At 60.0% G+C, this 15,669-nt stretch carries 15 protein-coding genes and 1 pseudogene; 4 read left to right on the top strand and 12 right to left on the bottom strand.

Translation table 11 applies throughout. The features are described from left to right. Positions 1 to 13: 13 nt before the first annotated feature. From HY282_10235 to HY282_10180, 12 genes and pseudogenes are all read right to left on the bottom strand, one after another. Positions 14 to 541 (bottom strand): DUF421 domain-containing protein, encoded by a 528-nt coding sequence (locus HY282_10235; GenBank protein MBI3804125.1) that lies wholly within the window; start codon positions 539 to 541, stop codon positions 14 to 16. A gap of 66 nt (positions 542 to 607) precedes the next feature. Further along, the gene (locus HY282_10230; GenBank protein ID MBI3804124.1) at positions 608 to 2,314 is read right to left on the bottom strand and encodes an HAD-IIB family hydrolase; all 1,707 of its coding nucleotides are present in this window, start codon (positions 2,312 to 2,314) and stop codon (positions 608 to 610) included. A 390-nt stretch (positions 2,315 to 2,704) separates the two neighbouring features. Next, positions 2,705 to 3,655, bottom strand: coding sequence for an NmrA/HSCARG family protein (locus HY282_10225; GenBank protein ID MBI3804123.1), 951 nt, complete (start codon positions 3,653 to 3,655; stop codon positions 2,705 to 2,707). 157 nt (positions 3,656 to 3,812) lie between these two features. Next, positions 3,813 to 4,226, bottom strand: a complete 414-nt coding sequence (locus HY282_10220; protein ID MBI3804122.1) for a hypothetical protein — start codon at positions 4,224 to 4,226, stop codon at positions 3,813 to 3,815. 32 nt (positions 4,227 to 4,258) lie between these two features. Then, positions 4,259 to 4,693: a nuclear transport factor 2 family protein gene (locus tag HY282_10215; protein ID MBI3804121.1), complete on the bottom strand. Its 435-nt coding sequence runs from the start codon at positions 4,691 to 4,693 to the stop codon at positions 4,259 to 4,261. Between the two features lie 200 nt (positions 4,694 to 4,893). Further along, positions 4,894 to 5,687: pseudogene (locus HY282_10210) on the bottom strand (SDR family NAD(P)-dependent oxidoreductase). 58 nt (positions 5,688 to 5,745) lie between these two features. Then, positions 5,746 to 6,369: a DsbA family protein gene (locus HY282_10205; GenBank protein MBI3804120.1), complete on the bottom strand. Its 624-nt coding sequence runs from the start codon at positions 6,367 to 6,369 to the stop codon at positions 5,746 to 5,748. 591 nt (positions 6,370 to 6,960) lie between these two features. Beyond that, positions 6,961 to 7,584: a YbhB/YbcL family Raf kinase inhibitor-like protein gene (locus tag HY282_10200; protein MBI3804119.1), complete on the bottom strand. Its 624-nt coding sequence runs from the start codon at positions 7,582 to 7,584 to the stop codon at positions 6,961 to 6,963. Positions 7,585 to 7,804: 220 nt separating this feature from the next. Then, positions 7,805 to 8,353 (bottom strand): SgcJ/EcaC family oxidoreductase, encoded by a 549-nt coding sequence (locus tag HY282_10195; GenBank protein MBI3804118.1) that lies wholly within the window; start codon positions 8,351 to 8,353, stop codon positions 7,805 to 7,807. 719 nt (positions 8,354 to 9,072) lie between these two features. Next, entirely contained in the window at positions 9,073 to 9,684 is a 612-nt protein-coding gene (locus tag HY282_10190; GenBank protein ID MBI3804117.1) for an inorganic pyrophosphatase, read from the bottom strand. Between the two features lie 317 nt (positions 9,685 to 10,001). Beyond that, positions 10,002 to 10,973, bottom strand: coding sequence for a galactose oxidase (locus tag HY282_10185; GenBank protein ID MBI3804116.1), 972 nt, complete (start codon positions 10,971 to 10,973; stop codon positions 10,002 to 10,004). A gap of 22 nt (positions 10,974 to 10,995) precedes the next feature. After that, complete coding sequence (locus tag HY282_10180) at positions 10,996 to 11,358, bottom strand: hypothetical protein (GenBank protein ID MBI3804115.1); 363 nt, start codon at positions 11,356 to 11,358, stop codon at positions 10,996 to 10,998. A 134-nt stretch (positions 11,359 to 11,492) separates the two neighbouring features. Between HY282_10180 and HY282_10175 the strand changes: the two genes are divergently transcribed. From HY282_10175 to HY282_10160, 4 genes are all read left to right on the top strand, one after another. Beyond that, positions 11,493 to 12,290, top strand: a complete 798-nt coding sequence (locus tag HY282_10175) for a glucose 1-dehydrogenase (protein ID MBI3804114.1) — start codon at positions 11,493 to 11,495, stop codon at positions 12,288 to 12,290. 86 nt (positions 12,291 to 12,376) lie between these two features. Beyond that, entirely contained in the window at positions 12,377 to 12,703 is a 327-nt protein-coding gene (locus tag HY282_10170; GenBank protein ID MBI3804113.1) for a (2Fe-2S) ferredoxin domain-containing protein, read from the top strand. An 11-nt stretch (positions 12,704 to 12,714) separates the two neighbouring features. Further along, a complete protein-coding gene (locus HY282_10165; protein ID MBI3804112.1) occupies positions 12,715 to 13,818 on the top strand; it encodes a YihY/virulence factor BrkB family protein in 1,104 nt (367 codons plus the stop codon). A 113-nt stretch (positions 13,819 to 13,931) separates the two neighbouring features. Continuing rightward, positions 13,932 to 15,656 carry an ABC transporter ATP-binding protein gene (locus HY282_10160; protein ID MBI3804111.1) on the top strand — a complete coding sequence of 575 codons (1,725 nt, stop codon included), beginning with the start codon at positions 13,932 to 13,934 and terminating at the stop codon, positions 15,654 to 15,656. Positions 15,657 to 15,669: the final 13 nt, after the last annotated feature.

The raw sequence follows: 15,669 nt of genomic DNA, 5'->3' as shown, positions 1-15,669 counted from the left end.
ACGTCCGACCCTCTCAGATCGGCTTCCTCTCCCGGGCCCCCTGCAGATCCTCCTCCTGCTGGATGACGCTGATTCGTCCATCTCCCTCAATGTAGGCCTTCTTAACCTTCACTAAATCACTGATTCCCTGCTCCCGGAGCTGGCCCATCAGCTCGTCTTTAGAGATCAATTCGCGCTTCATGTTGTGCCGCAAGAGTTTCCCGTCTTGAATCAGCAGCAGGGGCGGCGGCTCGATCCAACGGCGCACCCGCGGCGAGTGGAAGGAGAGCCAGTCGAGGAAATAATTCCAAAAAAGGATCGTCGAGACCAAGACCAGCCCATTGGGGAGGGATCGATACTCTCCCGCCATGGCGTTTTGGGATGCGTCGGCCAGGAGCGTGATCAATAGGAGATCGGTCATCCCGAGCGTGCCGGTCTGCCGTTTGAGAACGACCCGAAGGAGGACAAAGAGCCCGAGATACATCACCGAGCCGCGGACCACCATTTCAAGGAGAGGGGCATCCGGAATAAGGAGTGCTTTCCAACCGTGCGCGGGATCCATGGTTCCCTCTCTGTAAATCGGTTTTTAAGTTTTAAGATTGACGCGATGCAGGCCGCCGGGGCCGACCTATGCCGGGAGAGTATACCGCGCTTCGACCTTCTCCCGAATGCGGGCGCGGCTCTCTTTTGCGGTGAGGTCGCCCGCGGCCTCAACGCCCGCCGCATCGGCGGCGAGCTGATCATCCTTGATCATCTGGCGGAACCAGCGCGAGTAGTCTCCCCGTCGAAGGTGATAAAGCCAGGTCTCGTCGTCGATCCCTTCCGCCAACTGCAGAAAGAAGATCAGATTCTGGGCGCGCAGATTCAACTTGCCGTTCGGTCCCCGGAAGTAAAAGCTGCGGTCGGGGGGAAGCTCCCCCTCGGCATATTTCCGAAGATGGCGGAGCCGCTCCATCCGGGGAGGGATGCTGCGGAACCAGAACGGCTCGGACGTCGTCCGCCGCCACCAGGCGATCGCCTCGCCCCGCTGAAGGGGCGCCGAGGGGACTGACGGCGTCCGCTCCCCGAGCGTCTCGCTGAAGGCGCGGAAGGTCTCCTGGGGCGTCGATCCGATCGCGATGACCAGATCGACCGAGGTAAGAACAGCAGGCGCGACATGGTCCGGATGGACGGTGATCAGCAAAAATCCCTGGAGCTCCTTCGGAACAGTCAGGAGGGCAGGGGCCCAACTGGAGGGGAGAAGGTGGTGGGTTTCGTCGATGACAATCCAATGGGGCCGGCCGGTCCGGGCCCTCAACGCCATGATCGCGGCGAGAAGCCCTTCAAAGTAGGAAGGCCGACTCTCCCGCGCGACTCCCAAAAGATTGATCACCGCATTCTGATTCGGCTTCTCAAGGAGCTGCGTCGCCTCTTCCACGGTGGGCGCCCGGGAAGGATTCCCCAACACCACGGCCCTCTCGAAGTTCTGATAATCTCCTTCCGGATCGATAATGCAAAATTGGTATCCCTGCTCCGAGAGCCGTTCGAGAAAACCGGTCGCCAGGGTCGATTTCCCGCCGCCCGAGGTGCCGGCGATGAGCACACTGGCGCCATACGGCTTGAGGCGAACCTCCGCTTCATCGACCCGGCGGCCGAGAACAACCTCGTGCCGCTGCAGCGGCAGCTCCGCCAGGTCGGAGGCGAGGAGTCGGTCGATCAGCTCCGTCACCCCCGCGCCGCGGCTTCCCGAAGTGATCCAGTCGGCCTGCTCCTTCAACGCCGGAAGGGCATTGGCGACCGCCACCGAACACTCGCAGAGATTTAAAAAAGCGTGGTCGTTCTCGGCATCGCCCACACCCACCGCGTTGTGCGGCGACAATCCGAGTTCGTCGAGGGCCGCGGCAAATCCGGTCGCCTTGTTCACCCCGGAGGGGAGGACCATCACCGCCCCTTTGTTGAAGATCACCTGGAGTTCGAGCCCGAGCTCGCGGATCACATCGAGGACCCTTTTTTCATGCGGCGTCCAGGTCGCGACGACCACCCGTCCGACGGAGAGGGGCGCCACCCCGCGATCGCGAAGGGTCTGGGCAAACCGCTCCGGAGGGGGCGCGGCAAGCAGTTTTGTCTCGCGCGTCGCGGGACGATAGAGAAGGGCGCCGTTCTCGGCCACCACCCGCTCAAAGAGGTCGATCTGGGGAAAGGCGCGGAGGAGGTCCTCTAATTCACGGCCGGTCACGAGGATCAACCGCCGGCCGGAGTTCCGCAACCGCTTGAGGGCGTCCAAGGTCGATTCGTCCACCCGGCCATCGGTGGCAAGCGTTCCATCATAGTCGGTCGCGAGGGCATAGTAGCGCATTAATTCTATTTTACAAGATTTAGCGGTAAGGAACCAAGAGGGCGCTTCGGGGACGACGAATGCGCCGGGTCGATGGAATGCTTCAGCGGCATGACGACGTGCGGCCTGCACGGGCGGCGGTTAGCTTGAGGTCAATCATTCCGACAACCATCAAAAAAATATTGAGGGATTAGACCGGCATCGCGCGGCTCCCCGGAGAGGAGAATACCGAGCGCCGCCACGCTTGGGACGCTCGGCCAACGGCGGGTGAAACCCCTCGGTCTCTTTAAGCCCGACCGCCAGGCGCTTTAAGACAGGCCGGGGATAAGGGATCGATCCGGCCGATCAACACCTTTCTTGACGGCGTTTCTTAGAGGACCGGCCGCCCTTGCGGGCGGCCGGGGAGGATCTTTACTCCAACGGAATGCGGCTCTTATTTTGCGCAAGCCACTGGTCGAATGTTTGCAGCGAAGGGTTCAGGGAACGGGCGACGTCGAGGTTGCGCGCGCGGCAGAAGTCGTCGTTGAAATCGCGCTTGAACTGGAACATGTTTCCGAGATCGTCGGCCCCCGGGAAACCGAAGCTTCGATAAACTTCCGGCGGCACATCGTTATAGCGGACCGCTTGGCCGAGCGCTTTGGTGAGGGAAGCGGCCATCTGGGCGCCTGTCAAATGCTCACCGGCGATCCCGACCGTCTTGCCGATGTACTCCCGGCCTTTCTTGAAGATGCCGAGGGCGCACTTGCCGATATCTTCAGCGGCGATCCCCGGAAGCTTCTTGTCGCCCATCGGCATCGTGAGGGCGAGCTTGCCGTCCGGGCCTTTCTTCGGGCCCATCCCGAAGTAGATCAGATTGTCCCAGTAGAACGACGTCAGCAGCAGGGTCGTCGGCGCTCCGGCCTTGGAGAAGAGCGGATCGGCTTCCCCTTTGCCATCAAAGTGAGGCACTTTGTATTTACCATGGAGGGTCGGCATCCGGTTATCGGAGAGCGGCACCCACTTGCGGGTGTCTTCGAGGGTCGACCAGATCACATGTTGAACGCCGGCCTGCTTCGCCGCCTCCGCCATGTTCTTGGCCTGGGTCACCTCTTTTTCCGCCGAAAAGTGCTCCCAGAAATTGGTCACGCAGAAGGCGCCATAGGCGCCGTTGAACGCCTTCTTGAGACTCTCTACATCGTCGATATCGGCTGCGACGACCTCGACCCCCTGTTGTGCCAACGCTTTCGCCTTATCGGAATTGACGTTTCGGGTGATCGCGCGCGCCGCAAAGGCGCCGCTCTTGTCGTTTAAAATGGCGCGGACCAACCCGCCCCCCTGCGCCCCGGTGGCGCCGACCACTGCGATGATCTTTTTGTCAGCCATTGAGACCCCTCCTTATATGGGCATTCGCATTAAAAGAACAGTTTGTTCTGTGAAAATGAGCCTGATGAATGCGTTATCTTAATTCAGAGGGAGGGAAAATTGCAAATGAGAAGGGCGTTCTCGAAATCCTGTGCGGCGGGGTCTCCGGCGGCGAGGGCTATCGATCTTCGATCTCAATGAACCACTTCGGCTGCATCTGATCGAAATCGGTTCTCTGATGATTCGACAAATATTTTGCGGGATCGAGAACAACCGATGTTCCGTTTTCCCGAACAAAGACCACCCAATGCCAAAAGGGCCGGCCCTGTTCCACGTGATACCTAATCGAAAGAAGGGCTTTGTCCGGAAGCGTCTGCCAAGAGGTAAACGGCCGCTCTTGTTCCGCGATCCGAATCCGGTATTCGGTCAGCAGGCGCCTGACATAATGGGTGTCGGAATAAAGACGTCGGTCTTCGGCAAAGATCCCGATGCGGTTCGCCAGCGCTTTGACCTCCGCATAACTTCGATTTGCCAAAGTCGCCACACAGGCCAGACCGCAACCGGTGGTCTCTTCCTGTATTACGACCTTCATCTTCTCTTCCACCTCTCATCCTTATTCGGTTTTTATCCGGTGGGTGGACGCTCCCACCGGAACTTGCGTTCGCTCTCTTTGATTGGAAGGTCATTGATGCTCGCTTCGCGCCTTCGCATCAGGCCGTTCTCGGCGAATTCCCACTGCTCGTTTCCGTAAGAGCGGTACCAAAAGCCGGAGTCGTCGTGCCATTCATATTCGAATCGAACCGAAATTCGGTTGCCGGAAAAACTCCAGAGCTCTTTTTTTAGACGATAGTCGAGTTCTTTCGCCCATTTTCGCTTCAGAAACGCTTTTATATTTTCCCGGCCGCTGAAAAACTCCGCCCGATTCCGCCACGCCGAATCTTCGGTGTAGGCAAGCGCCACCCGCTCCGGATCGCACGTGTTCCACCCGTCTTCGGCGGCCTGCACTTTGGCCGTTGCGGTCTCGAGCGTAAAGGGGGGAAGAGGAGGTCGGTTTTCCATGTTTCATTCTCCATGTTGAATGACGATAAAGAGCGTATCCGCAATTCATCTTCGCTTTCACCCGAGGGTGATATCATCGATTCCTTCGGCAATGGCCTCCGCTGCAAAACGGCGATCGCTTTCGACCCGAGGCTTGCTGAAAACGTAAGCTTCCGGCACAAACACCCTAACGGCCTCCACCGATCTGATCGGCGGAATCTTTAAAAGATCGATCGGACGACACCGCCGTCGACCCGGAGCGCGGCGCCGTTGGTCGCGGAGGCCGGCACGCTGCAGACGTAGACGATCATCGCGGCGACCTCCTCCGGGGTGGCAAACCGTTTGAGAAGCGAGGAGGGGCGGGCGCTCTCGAAGAATTCCCGCTCCATCGTTTTGAAGTCGACCCCGCGCGCCGCCGCCATCTGCGTGACGAAGGTGCCGACCCCTTCCGAGGCGGTCGGGCCGGGGAGGACGCTGTTGACGGTGATGCCGGTCCCGACCGTCGTCTCGGCCAGCCCGCGCGCCACGGCGAGCTGAGCGGTCTTCGTCATCCCGTAATGGATCATCTCGGCCGGAATCTGAACCGCCGACTCGCTCGAGATGAAGACGATCCGGCCCCAATTCCGCGCATGCATCCCGGTGAGATAATGCCGTGAGAGGCGGACCCCGCTCAGGACGTTGGTCTCGAAGAATCGAAGCCAATCGGCATCGGAGATCTCCGGAAACGGCTTCGGCTCGAAGATCCCGACATTGTTGACGAGGATGTCGAGCTCCGGCGCCTGGACAATCAGCGTCTCACATCCCGCCGCCGTACCGAGGTCGGCGGCGATCCCTCGAACGTCGGCTTTGGGCGCTGCCTCTCGGATCTGCCGGACCGCCGCCTGCACGCGGGATGCGGTCCGGCCGTTCACGACCACCGCAGCGCCTCCGCGGCGAGCAGACGCGCCGCGGCAAACCCGATCCCGGCGGTTGACCCGGTTACCAAGGCCCGTTTTCCCCGAAGCCCCAAATCCATCGGCTCTCCTTTTCTATAACACAAATCGATCAGGTGATTCTCAGGAAAGGTCCTCTTTCTACAGCAACGATTCGACGGCGGCATGCGCCTGCCGATATGCAAGGGCGCCTCTCAGCGGGATCGCCTCGTGTAAAGGCACTTCGGCCCTCCGGATAAGAAGGGTCGGCACCGCAGCGATCCCGAGTTCCTCCGCCCGTTTTTGATCTTGTAAGACCGAGTCGGTATGGCGGCCCGCTTCCAGCGCGCTCCGAAGCGGCTCCCGCTTCAATCCGACCGAGTCGGCGAGGTCGAGAAAGACCTCGGTCTGTCCAATGTCACGCCCCTCATCGAAGAAAGCGCGGAAAATCGCGCGGTGCATCGGATCGAAAGCGCCTTCAACGGCCGCGTGCGCCGCCGCTTCGAGCGCTTTTCGGCTGCGGGGCTGCACCGGCGGCAGCCGGAGGCGCAGCCCGCGCTCCTCCGCCATGGGGTAGACCGAGCGGGCCCAGGTCGTACGCAAATAGTCCCCGGCCGGATCGAGGGTCGGGACCGGCTCGGGGCGCAGCTCGAAGGCGCGCCATCGAATTTGAAGGGCATCCCCGAATGTCTCCTGCAGCCGATCCAGCACCGGGAGCTCGAGGTAGCAGAACGGACAGACATAGTCGCTCCAGACGTCAATCCGAAGTGAGGGTTCAGCCGCCATCTTTTCTCCTGCACCGGTACTCTCGCCGGCTTTCTAATACCTACACAAAGTCGTCTTCTTATGGGGGAGACGCCTCAAGGTCGTGGGGTTTCACCCCATCCCCAGTGGGGCCCTTGCGCTCCGACACAGCACGCCACCGAGAGGATAACCTAAGTCTAAGAAAAAGAGTAAGCGCCTGCGCGGCATGGGCGTCCCGTGCCCGCTACTCTGCTGCGTTTTTGATCAAACGTTCCATCGACCTTTACAGGGCGCCTGTCTGAGGCGCAGTCCGCACTTCTTTGTGCGGTCGCGCCGAGTTCGGCCGCAGGGGGGCCAGGGGGTTTTACCCCCGGCGTCTGGGGAAGCCGGAGGGGGCGCGACGAGGCGCCCCCACGGTGGGGTTTGGGGCAACGCCCCATTCCATCTCCCTTGATCTATATCTATAATAAAATAATCAGCGCACCGCTCCGTAAAGGGGCTACGCGGCCTTCGCCGCCAAGTCCATCAGCGGAAACGACTGCGTCGGACCACCGGACCTCAGCCGTTTAATATGCGGATCTCCTCCTCTCCACCCTGGGTCCAGCGGAGGCGCATCATTCTAAACTACCTAAACTACTCCCGAGGATTCGGATGGAGCGCATAGGTCCCGACGAGCGTCGCCTTGTCGAGGACATGACCCTCGATCGCTTTGAGCGCGTCGGGCCCGTTGAATTTTTCCGGCAGCTTCAACGACGGAACATCGAGCGCATAGACGGTGAAGTGATAATGATGAAGCCGCTCGTCATTGAATGGAGGCCAGGGTCCATCGTAGCCGCCGTAGTCTCCCCCCATCTGGGGGTCGCCGCCGAACCACTCCTTGTAGGTGTTGATGCCGCGGACGCCGTAGGCGACCTTTCCCGGCTTCTTTCCTTTGGGGGTGACCCCGTCGGAATCTTGCCCTTCGGCCAACTCCGTGACATTCGGCGGAATGTTCACCAGAACCCAGTGAAAAAAATCGACCCGCGGCAGGTTGTAGGGAACAACCCGGTCGGGCTGGTTGACGTCATCCGGCTTCGACGGCACGTCGGGGTCGTGGACGATGACGGCGAACGATTTCGTATTGGCCGGAAAGTCCGACCAGGCGAGGTGCGGGTTCTTATTCGGCCCCGGCACCGGGCCCTTCTCCCCCGGAACTCCCATCGCATAGGTTGTTGGAATCCGCTTGTTGTTTTGAATCGAACGACTGCTCACCTTCATCGGCGCTGCCTCCTTATATAGGATTAGATCCGCGATTCGTTTACCGACAGACTCAGATCAGCATGACATGTCCCTGGTTTTCCATCCTTCAAATCTCGCAAATCTCACTTCAATTTTCACTCGACCGACTCACACAGTGAGGTGGCCTCTTTCAGGAAATGTTCGGGTTCGAAATCCCGCATAAACCTCGCCGGAAAGCGAATCGAGCAAAGCCGCTCCTTTACTCGCTCGGAACATCCCCGGCGCGCTTGCTCGTCCTTCGATCGGGTAAGATCGTGCGAAGCATCTGCCGCAGCTCTTCCGTCAATTTTTCACTCAGCTCCGGCCGGCCATGAAAGGCGGCGGGCGTATTTTGAAAGAGGGCAATGCGCCATCGGCCCTCCTCCTTTAAGACGACCAGGGTCTGGACGGCATTGACGGCCGGATTGATGTCCGACTGTCCCGGCGGCATCATCCCGGCGACCGCACGGAGGATTGCACTCTCAGAACCCAAAAAACGGACCTCTTTGATGATCGAAATATAAGCGGCGGTCGGATGGCCGGCAAAGACCTGGCGCAGCGCCGCTTCGATCTCGGCCCGCCCATTCATCTGACTTCCGTCGAACCCGACGACATTTCCATTCTCCGCATAAAGCGCGGCAAAGTCGGCGGCATCGCGCCGGTTCCAACACTCTAACAACGCTTGATAAAGGGCGCGGATCGGCGCCTCGTCATGGTCATTCGGCTCCGGTGATCGGGCGCCGCGGCTTTTGGATCGCTGTTCTGTCATGGTCGACTCTCTGCTTGATTGGATCGCCTTGCCTCCTGCGACCGAAGGCGGCCGTCGGTGGGTTGAAGCTGCTTGGAGTGGACCTCGGTTGCCGGGCCCTCTTCATCCGACGGCTATCTTCCCTTATACCAATTCAGATCTTTAGAAATCAACTCGCGTCGAATGACTCGGAAGGGGTTTCCTTAAGTAACGACGGAAGACTACCCTGGCCGGCGGCCTGTTCATGGTAAAACAGCGGGTGAATGGAATCCAGCCGTGTTGTTTGATAGAAGGTTGCATCGGCGGGGGTGAGGGTGCGGATTCGCATCTGGGTGCCTCCCGACGAAAGAACAATGAGTGGTTGAAGTACCGACGCATTCAGCGGCGGCATTCTAAGGAGACAGGGCCGCCTGCAGGGCGGGAGGGTCGATGTAGGGCTGAAAGCGGAGCGCCGCTTCTGCCCGGATCTGCATCCGTGCACCATCGGCAGATCGAAGCGCCGCCCCGTCACCCTGGCTGTCCCCTGCGTCCGGCCGATCGCGACGACATCCTCTCCGGCATCGAACCGTTCAATCGCCAGGCTCGATTTAATCTGCTGGGCAAGGTTGCTGAAGAATTGCCATATCTCGGCAGGCCCCCGGTAAACCCCGCCCCACGGCGGCCGACTGCGTCACCTCCACATCGGCGGCCCACAGGCTGAAGATCATCGGGGATGCGGTCAGGAGCGGATCAGGCCGGCGTTATGATCCGTACTCCTCTTGGTAATCTTCCATCGCCGCCTGGATCACCCGCTCTGCATGTTTGCGGTCGTACGTGGCATCGATCGATACATTGGAGCTCTTGCCGGGGACGAGCTTGTAGGTCTCGAAGTAGTGCCGAAGCCGCTCCACCAACACCCCCGGCAATTCGGAGATGTCCTGGACATTGCTCCAGAGATAATCGTTGTTGAGCACGGCGATGATCTTGTCGTCGGCCTCGCCGTCATCGAGCATCGGAAGCCCTCCGACCACCCGGGCTTTGAGGATCACGTCGGATCGGTTAATCGGCCGCTCGCTGAGAACACAGATATCCAACGGATCGCCGTCCCCCTTCTTGGCGTTCGACATCAACGCACCGACGCGCCGTCCGCAGTAGGTGCGCGGAACGAAGCCGTATAACGTCGGCGGAAGCGCGGAGGTCCGCTGCGGTCGATCGACATGGAGATAGCCGGTCACCTTGTCGAGCTCATATTTGACCGGATCGAACGGGGTGATTTCAATATAAGCGTAAACGAGTGTCGGCGGTTTAGGACCGACGTCGAGGCCGTGCCAGGGGTGCGGCCTCCATCGATAGAAGGGCGAAGGAAAAGACATTGGATTCTCCACGCGTGTTAAAGATTAATAAGGTGTCAGTCGTCGCGTTGCTGCTGAACGCTGTCTATTATAGCAAATGGTTGGGGGACGGGAAGGCAGCAGGGCTTACCGAATGAGAGGATCTTCGCAGATATCTTTCTTCGATGCCTGGGTTTATTTTATAGACGCGTTCTCACCAAGTCAATTATTTATTCTATAGAGGAATCAAAAAGAACAGTGTGTGCGAGGACGCCCATCACCTCAAATGGACGCGGTGCAGGTCGGAGTGGACAAATCTTACATGGAGCAGGGGAAGGGAAGCCGGATGGTTCTGTCGATTACTCGGGACGGAACATCTCATTCACATTGCTCAATGAGCCGCCCGGCTGCGGTCCGCCGGCGATGACGTAGATCCGGTCGGCCACCGCTGCGGCGCCGAGGCCGTGGCGTGCGGTCGGCATCGGAGGCGCCCCCTGCCACCGGTCGGCGGTCGGATTGTAGACGTCGTTGTCGGAGAACGTTCCCTGCGGAGACTCTCCGCCGAAAACGTAGATCTTTCCATTGACCACCGCTGCAGCGATGCCGCTCCGGCGCCTCGGGAGAGGGGCTGCTTGGCGCCAGCGGTCGACGGCGGGATCATAAATATGGTGTAGTGCGACGTTCGTCGCATAGTCGCTGTTGAAGCGGCCGCCGATCGCATGCACGGCGCCTTCCAACACGGCCACGGCGAGATGATCACGCGGGTTTGGAAGCGGCGCTTTCGTCTCCCATCGATCGGCCGCCGGATCATAGACTTCATTCGCGCCGGTGTTTTCCAACAGACGTCCCGGCTCGGTCGCCCCCAATCCCCCGATCGCATAGACCCGCCCCTGCCAGACGCCGACCCCGAGCGCCCCGCGCGCCGTCGGCATCTCCCGTTTTGCGCTCCAGCGGTCGGTGGTCGGATCATATTCCCAGACGCCGCGTGACGGTTTCCACGACTTTGCCCCTTCGAAGCCGCCGATTACATAAAGCTTCCCGTTTAAAGCGGCGGCCCCGGCGTGATGGAGCGCAACCGGCATCGCGGCGCGCTCGACCCACCGGTCGGTGGCCGAGTCGTACCGATCGACCCGCGGGGTGACCCCCTCTTTTGCAAAGCCACCGATGAGATAGATCTGGCCGTCAAGCGAGGCCGCCGCCACCTCGGAACGCGGCTGCGGGACCGGCGCATGCTGCTCCCAGCTCACCGCACCGAAAAGGGGAAGGGTCCAGAACAAAACGGCCAGAAGCAAGGAGAAAGAACGAACACGCTTCTCTCGGGACGAAGTCATTGAAAACTCCGGAAGGGCAGGTTCATGCAACCTTTTTGATCTGCTCGGCCCACTTGCGCGGAATAAACCAGCGGGGCTGGGTCGATGTCAGATCGACGTATTCCGTGGGATGAAATCGGTGCTCGGTCGCCCGGATGGCGAGGATCTTCTCGAGGAGGAACGACCGCTCGGTCCGGCCCCCCCGCTCGCGGAAAGGAAAGTCGAGCCGATGCCCGAAGAGATATTCGACCCGCCGTCCATCGGTCCGCATCCGGACGAGAATATCGATCGGAACGACCTGATGGCTGACAATCTCCCCATTTTGCTTCCGATAAGACAACATCACGATCTTCGTCTCCTGGATCGCGTTCGTTACCACCTGCCAAATATCGTAACTGGTCACCATCGATTTTTTCCCAATAAGGATATTCAATATACTATTTTATTCTTTTTCGGGCGGAGAGGTCAAATCGGCCGCCGCCTGGACAGACCGACCTCATCTGTCCTAGAATAAGAGGTAATCCAATATTTGGAGCGCTCATGGAGCTCGGGTTGAAAGGAAAGGTCGCCGTGGTCACCGGCGGAAGCAAGGGGATCGGAAGGGCGATCGCCCTCACCCTCGCCGCTGAGGGGGCCGAGGTCGTCTTGGCCGCCCGCGGGAAAGAAGCGCTGGCGCAAGCGAAGGCCGAGGTCGAACAGATCGGAAGCCGGGCGCTCGCCGTTTCAGTCGATCTGACACGGCCCCGTGAGGCGCGCAAGCTGATCCAGAAGGCGGCGGAGACATACGGCCGGGTCGATCTACTGATCAACAATCTCGGCGGACCGCTTCATTTCAAGCCGTTTTTGGATTTGACCGACGACGATTGGGAAGCAACCCTCGCCCTTGATCTGATGGCGGCGGTCCGGACCTGCCGAGAGGTGATCCCGCAGATGCAGCGGCAAGGAGGCGGGCGGATCATCAACGTCGCGTCGATGTCGGGGATCGAGATGGAGGAGAAGTTTCCCGACTATCGAATCGCCAAGGCGGCGCTGATTGCGCTGGGGAAGTATCTTTCAGTCGAATTCGCCAAAGACAAGATCGTTGTCAACACCGTCTGCCCCGGCGCGGTCTGGACCCCCTCTTGGGAGGTGGAGGCGTCGGTGATGGCGGAGCGGACGGGAGAATCGGTCAAAGCGGTGGAGAAACGGCTGAAGCGCGACACCGACGCCGCCATCCCGCTCGGGATCGGCAGCCCGGAGGAGGTGGCCCGGCTGGTCGCCTTTCTCGCTTCGCCCAATGTCGCCTGGATGACCGGGTCGACCGTCCGGATCGACGGCGGCGCGGCCAAGAGCCCGTGAGACCGGTTTAAAGTTGAAGAGGTGCATCTCCCTGTGATAAAAAGAGAGGGCTTTTTTCTCACCTCAATCACAGCAAAGGAGATCCAATGCCAAAACCGAAATATCATATCCTCGTCTGCACGACCACCCGACCTCCCGGAAATCCGCGCGGATCGTGCGGGGAGCGAGGAAGCCGGGAGTTGCTGAACAGTTTCTTCTCCGAAATGGAACGTCTGGAGCTCTTTGGACAGATCTTGGTGACCGAGTCGAGCTGTTTGGGTCCCTGTCCGATCGGTCCGAACGTCGTCGTCTATCCCGACGGGACCTGGTACAAAGGGGTCAAGCCGGCCGACGTCGCAGAGATTATGGAGCAGCATATCGTGAACGGCCGTCCGGTGACGCGGCTCGCCATCCCGGAGGAGATGTGGGGATAAGTTAGGTTTAGATGGATCAGGAAAAAGAGCAGAAAAAGGAGACCGAAGGTAAGGAGAAAGCGCAGAGCCGGCTTCGCCGATGGGCGCTCGGGACGTTGACGCCGAAGGAGCTGGCGGTGCGCGTTTGGCGCGAGGCCAACAAGGATGATGTCTTCGGTGCGGCCGCCGAGCTGGCCTATGCCTTTCTCTTCGCCCTCTTTCCCCTCCTTCTCTTTTTGGTCACCCTGATCGGCTACCTCCCGATCGACGACCTCTTCGGAAAGATTTTAACCTCGCTGAGCGGGTTCCTCCCCCAAGAGGCGCTCGTCTTGATCCAAGACAACATCGCCGCGATCACACAGCAGAAGCGGGGAGGCCTCCTCTCCTTCGGGCTGCTCGCCACTCTCTGGGCCGCCTCCCGCGGGGTCGTCTCCCTCTGCTCCGGGCTCAACAAGGTCTATGACGTTGAAGAAAGCCGCCCCTGGTGGAAAGTACAACTGATCGCCATCGGCCTGACCCTCGGCGTCTCGATTTTTGCGATCCTCGCGGCGATCCTGATGATCTTCGGCGGGGCGATCGGGCAGGCGCTCGCCGATCAGATCGGGCTCGGCCCGCTCTTTCAAATCGGCTGGAACGTGGCGCGATTTCTGATCGCCGGGATCACGATGACGTTCGTTTTGGCCGTCCTCTATTATTTCGGACCCGACGTTGAGCAGAGCTGGCACTGGGTCACCCCTGGCTCGGTCATCGCCGTTCTCTCATGGATTCTGACCTCCCTTGCCTTCTCTTATTATGTCGGCCACTTCGGCAGCTACAATAAAACATACGGAACCATCGGCGCGGTGATCATCTTGCTGACCTGGATGTATCTCACCGGGCTGATGATCTTGATCGGAGGAGAAATTAACTCTGAGATCGAGCGATCGCTCCCGGAGGGAAAGAGCCCCGGCGAGAAGCGTCTCGCCGAAAAACATCCCGGCAACCTCGCCCTCCAGGCCCGTGCCAAGACCCCCATGAGTGGCAGGGCGAGACGGTGGCTCTTCTCCCGCTGGTCGATTTTTGGCGGCGCCGCCGCCCTCTCCGCGACCGGCTTCTTCCTCATCCGGCGACTCTTCTTTAAATCTCCAGAAGCTTAGGGTATATTAGAAGCGGAGGTCGAAGATCGGCTCCGCACGATCAGCTCCGATCGATCCAGCCACCTCTCTGTCATGTATCACGCCTCGTTAAAATTTTAAGAAAGGATGTGATTGTGAAATTTGTTCTCCGTGTTTTGGCCTTTATTAAACCGTATAAAGGGCTGGCCGCATTGACCCTCGGCGCCGCAATCGTCAGCACCGTCATGGATCTCATTCCCCCCTGGCTCATCAAAATGGTCATCGATGAAGGGGTTCGCGCGGGGGAGGGCCGGTTGATTTTCTTTTTGACCCTGGCGATGATCATCGCCTTTGCGGTGAAGGGGTTGGCGAACATGGCGCGCATCCGGCTGAACAACGCCTTCGAGCAGCGGGTGATCTATGATATCCGGAACACCGTCTACCAGGCGACGCAGCGGCTGTCGATCTCCTATTTCGAGAATCGCTCCACCGGCGAGATCATGTCCCGGATCAACAACGACGTCGAAAACATGGAGCGGATCTTCATCGACGGGATCGAGCACCTCTTGATCGCCGCTTTGACCTTGATTGGCATTACGGCGGTCCTCTTCAAGATTCAATGGCAGCTGGCGCTGGTGGCGATGATCCCGCTGCCGATCCTCGCCTTCTCCGCCGTCCTCTTTACCCGACGGATCCACGGCTGCTATAAAACGGTCCGCCAGCGGATGGGCGATCTCAACGCGCTGCTGCAAGATTCCATCTCCGGCATCCGGGAGACGATGATCTTCAACCGCCAGGGGCATGAGGCGAAGCGCTTCCAGGAGAAGAGCCGCGCCTGCCAAGAGGGGAGCCTGGAGGTGGCGCGCCTTTGGTCGTACTACTCCCCCGGGATGGCTTTCCTTGCCTCGATGGGAACGGTCCTGATTTTGGGATTCGGCTCGTACAAAGTCGCGACCGGCACGATGACGGTCGGGGAGCTCGTCGCCTTTTTTGCCTACGCGGCGCTCTTCTATGCGCCGATTAACCAAATCCATTCGATCAACCATATGCTCCAGCATGCGATCGCGGCGGGGGAGCGGGTCTTCGAGCTGATCGACACCAAGCAGGAAGTACCGGAGCCCGAAATCCCGATCGTTCTTCCGGCCCGGCTGCAGGGCTTCGTCCGGTTCGACAACATCTCGTTCCAGTATGTCTCCGATCTTTCGGTCTTAAAGCAGATCGACTTCGAAGCCTCCCCCGGCGAGACGGTCGCCCTCGTCGGCGCCACCGGAAGTGGAAAGACGACGATCGTCTCGCTGCTGATGCGCTTCTATGACGTGCAGAGCGGCCATATCACGATCGACGGCTTCGACGTCCGGGCGATGTCGCTCGCCGCGCTGCGCGACCAGATCGGGTTGGTGCGACAAGAGCCGTTTCTCTTCAATGGGACGGTCCGCGAAAACCTCGCCTATGGCGACCTGACCGCGACGGACGATCAAATCATCGCCGCCGCGACCGCCGCCTGCGCCGGCGATTTCATTCGGCAGCTGCCGCAAGGATATGACACCTGGATCGGGGAGCGGGGGGTGAAGCTCTCGATCGGCCAGAAGCAGCGGCTCGCCATCGCGCGGGCCTTTCTGAAGAATCCGCCGATCATTATCTTCGACGAGGGGACCTCCGCGGTCGATGCCGAGACCGAAGGGAGCATCCAGGAGGCGATGGAAAACCTCTTCGCCCACCGGACGACGTTGATCGTCGCCCATCGTCTCTCGTCGCTCCGGACCGCCGACCGGATCCTGGTGATCGAGCAGGGCCGGATCGTCGAAAGCGGCACGCACGAGGAGTTGATCCGCCGCAACGGCGTCTATGCGAGCCTTTTCGAGGCGCAGTTGCAGCTGTAAGCAGCACGGGTCG

The organism is Candidatus Manganitrophaceae bacterium, from assembly GCA_016200325.1.
Lineage (GTDB): Bacteria > Nitrospirota > Nitrospiria > SBBL01 > Manganitrophaceae > Manganitrophus.
The sequence above is the reverse complement of the archived record's forward strand: the minus strand, read 5'-3'. Positions and strand labels throughout refer to the sequence as shown.

Bases quoted from the DNA above. Each gene is read 5' to 3' on its own strand.
- HY282_10235 (MBI3804125.1), bottom strand. From the start codon at position 541: ATGGATCCCGCGCACGGTTGGAAAGCACTCCTTATTCCGGATGCCCCT.
- HY282_10230 (MBI3804124.1), bottom strand. From the start codon at position 2,314: ATGCGCTACTATGCCCTCGCGACCGACTATGATGGAACGCTTGCCACC.
- HY282_10225 (MBI3804123.1), bottom strand. From the start codon at position 3,655: ATGGCTGACAAAAAGATCATCGCAGTGGTCGGCGCCACCGGGGCGCAG.
- HY282_10220 (MBI3804122.1), bottom strand. From the start codon at position 4,226: ATGAAGGTCGTAATACAGGAAGAGACCACCGGTTGCGGTCTGGCCTGT.
- HY282_10215 (MBI3804121.1), bottom strand. From the start codon at position 4,693: ATGGAAAACCGACCTCCTCTTCCCCCCTTTACGCTCGAGACCGCAACG.
- HY282_10205 (MBI3804120.1), bottom strand. From the start codon at position 6,369: ATGGCGGCTGAACCCTCACTTCGGATTGACGTCTGGAGCGACTATGTC.
- HY282_10200 (MBI3804119.1), bottom strand. From the start codon at position 7,584: ATGAAGGTGAGCAGTCGTTCGATTCAAAACAACAAGCGGATTCCAACA.
- HY282_10195 (MBI3804118.1), bottom strand. From the start codon at position 8,353: ATGACAGAACAGCGATCCAAAAGCCGCGGCGCCCGATCACCGGAGCCG.
- HY282_10190 (MBI3804117.1), bottom strand. From the start codon at position 9,684: ATGTCTTTTCCTTCGCCCTTCTATCGATGGAGGCCGCACCCCTGGCAC.
- HY282_10185 (MBI3804116.1), bottom strand. From the start codon at position 10,973: ATGACTTCGTCCCGAGAGAAGCGTGTTCGTTCTTTCTCCTTGCTTCTG.
- HY282_10180 (MBI3804115.1), bottom strand. From the start codon at position 11,358: ATGGTGACCAGTTACGATATTTGGCAGGTGGTAACGAACGCGATCCAG.
- HY282_10175 (MBI3804114.1), top strand. From the start codon at position 11,493: ATGGAGCTCGGGTTGAAAGGAAAGGTCGCCGTGGTCACCGGCGGAAGC.
- HY282_10170 (MBI3804113.1), top strand. From the start codon at position 12,377: ATGCCAAAACCGAAATATCATATCCTCGTCTGCACGACCACCCGACCT.
- HY282_10165 (MBI3804112.1), top strand. From the start codon at position 12,715: ATGGATCAGGAAAAAGAGCAGAAAAAGGAGACCGAAGGTAAGGAGAAA.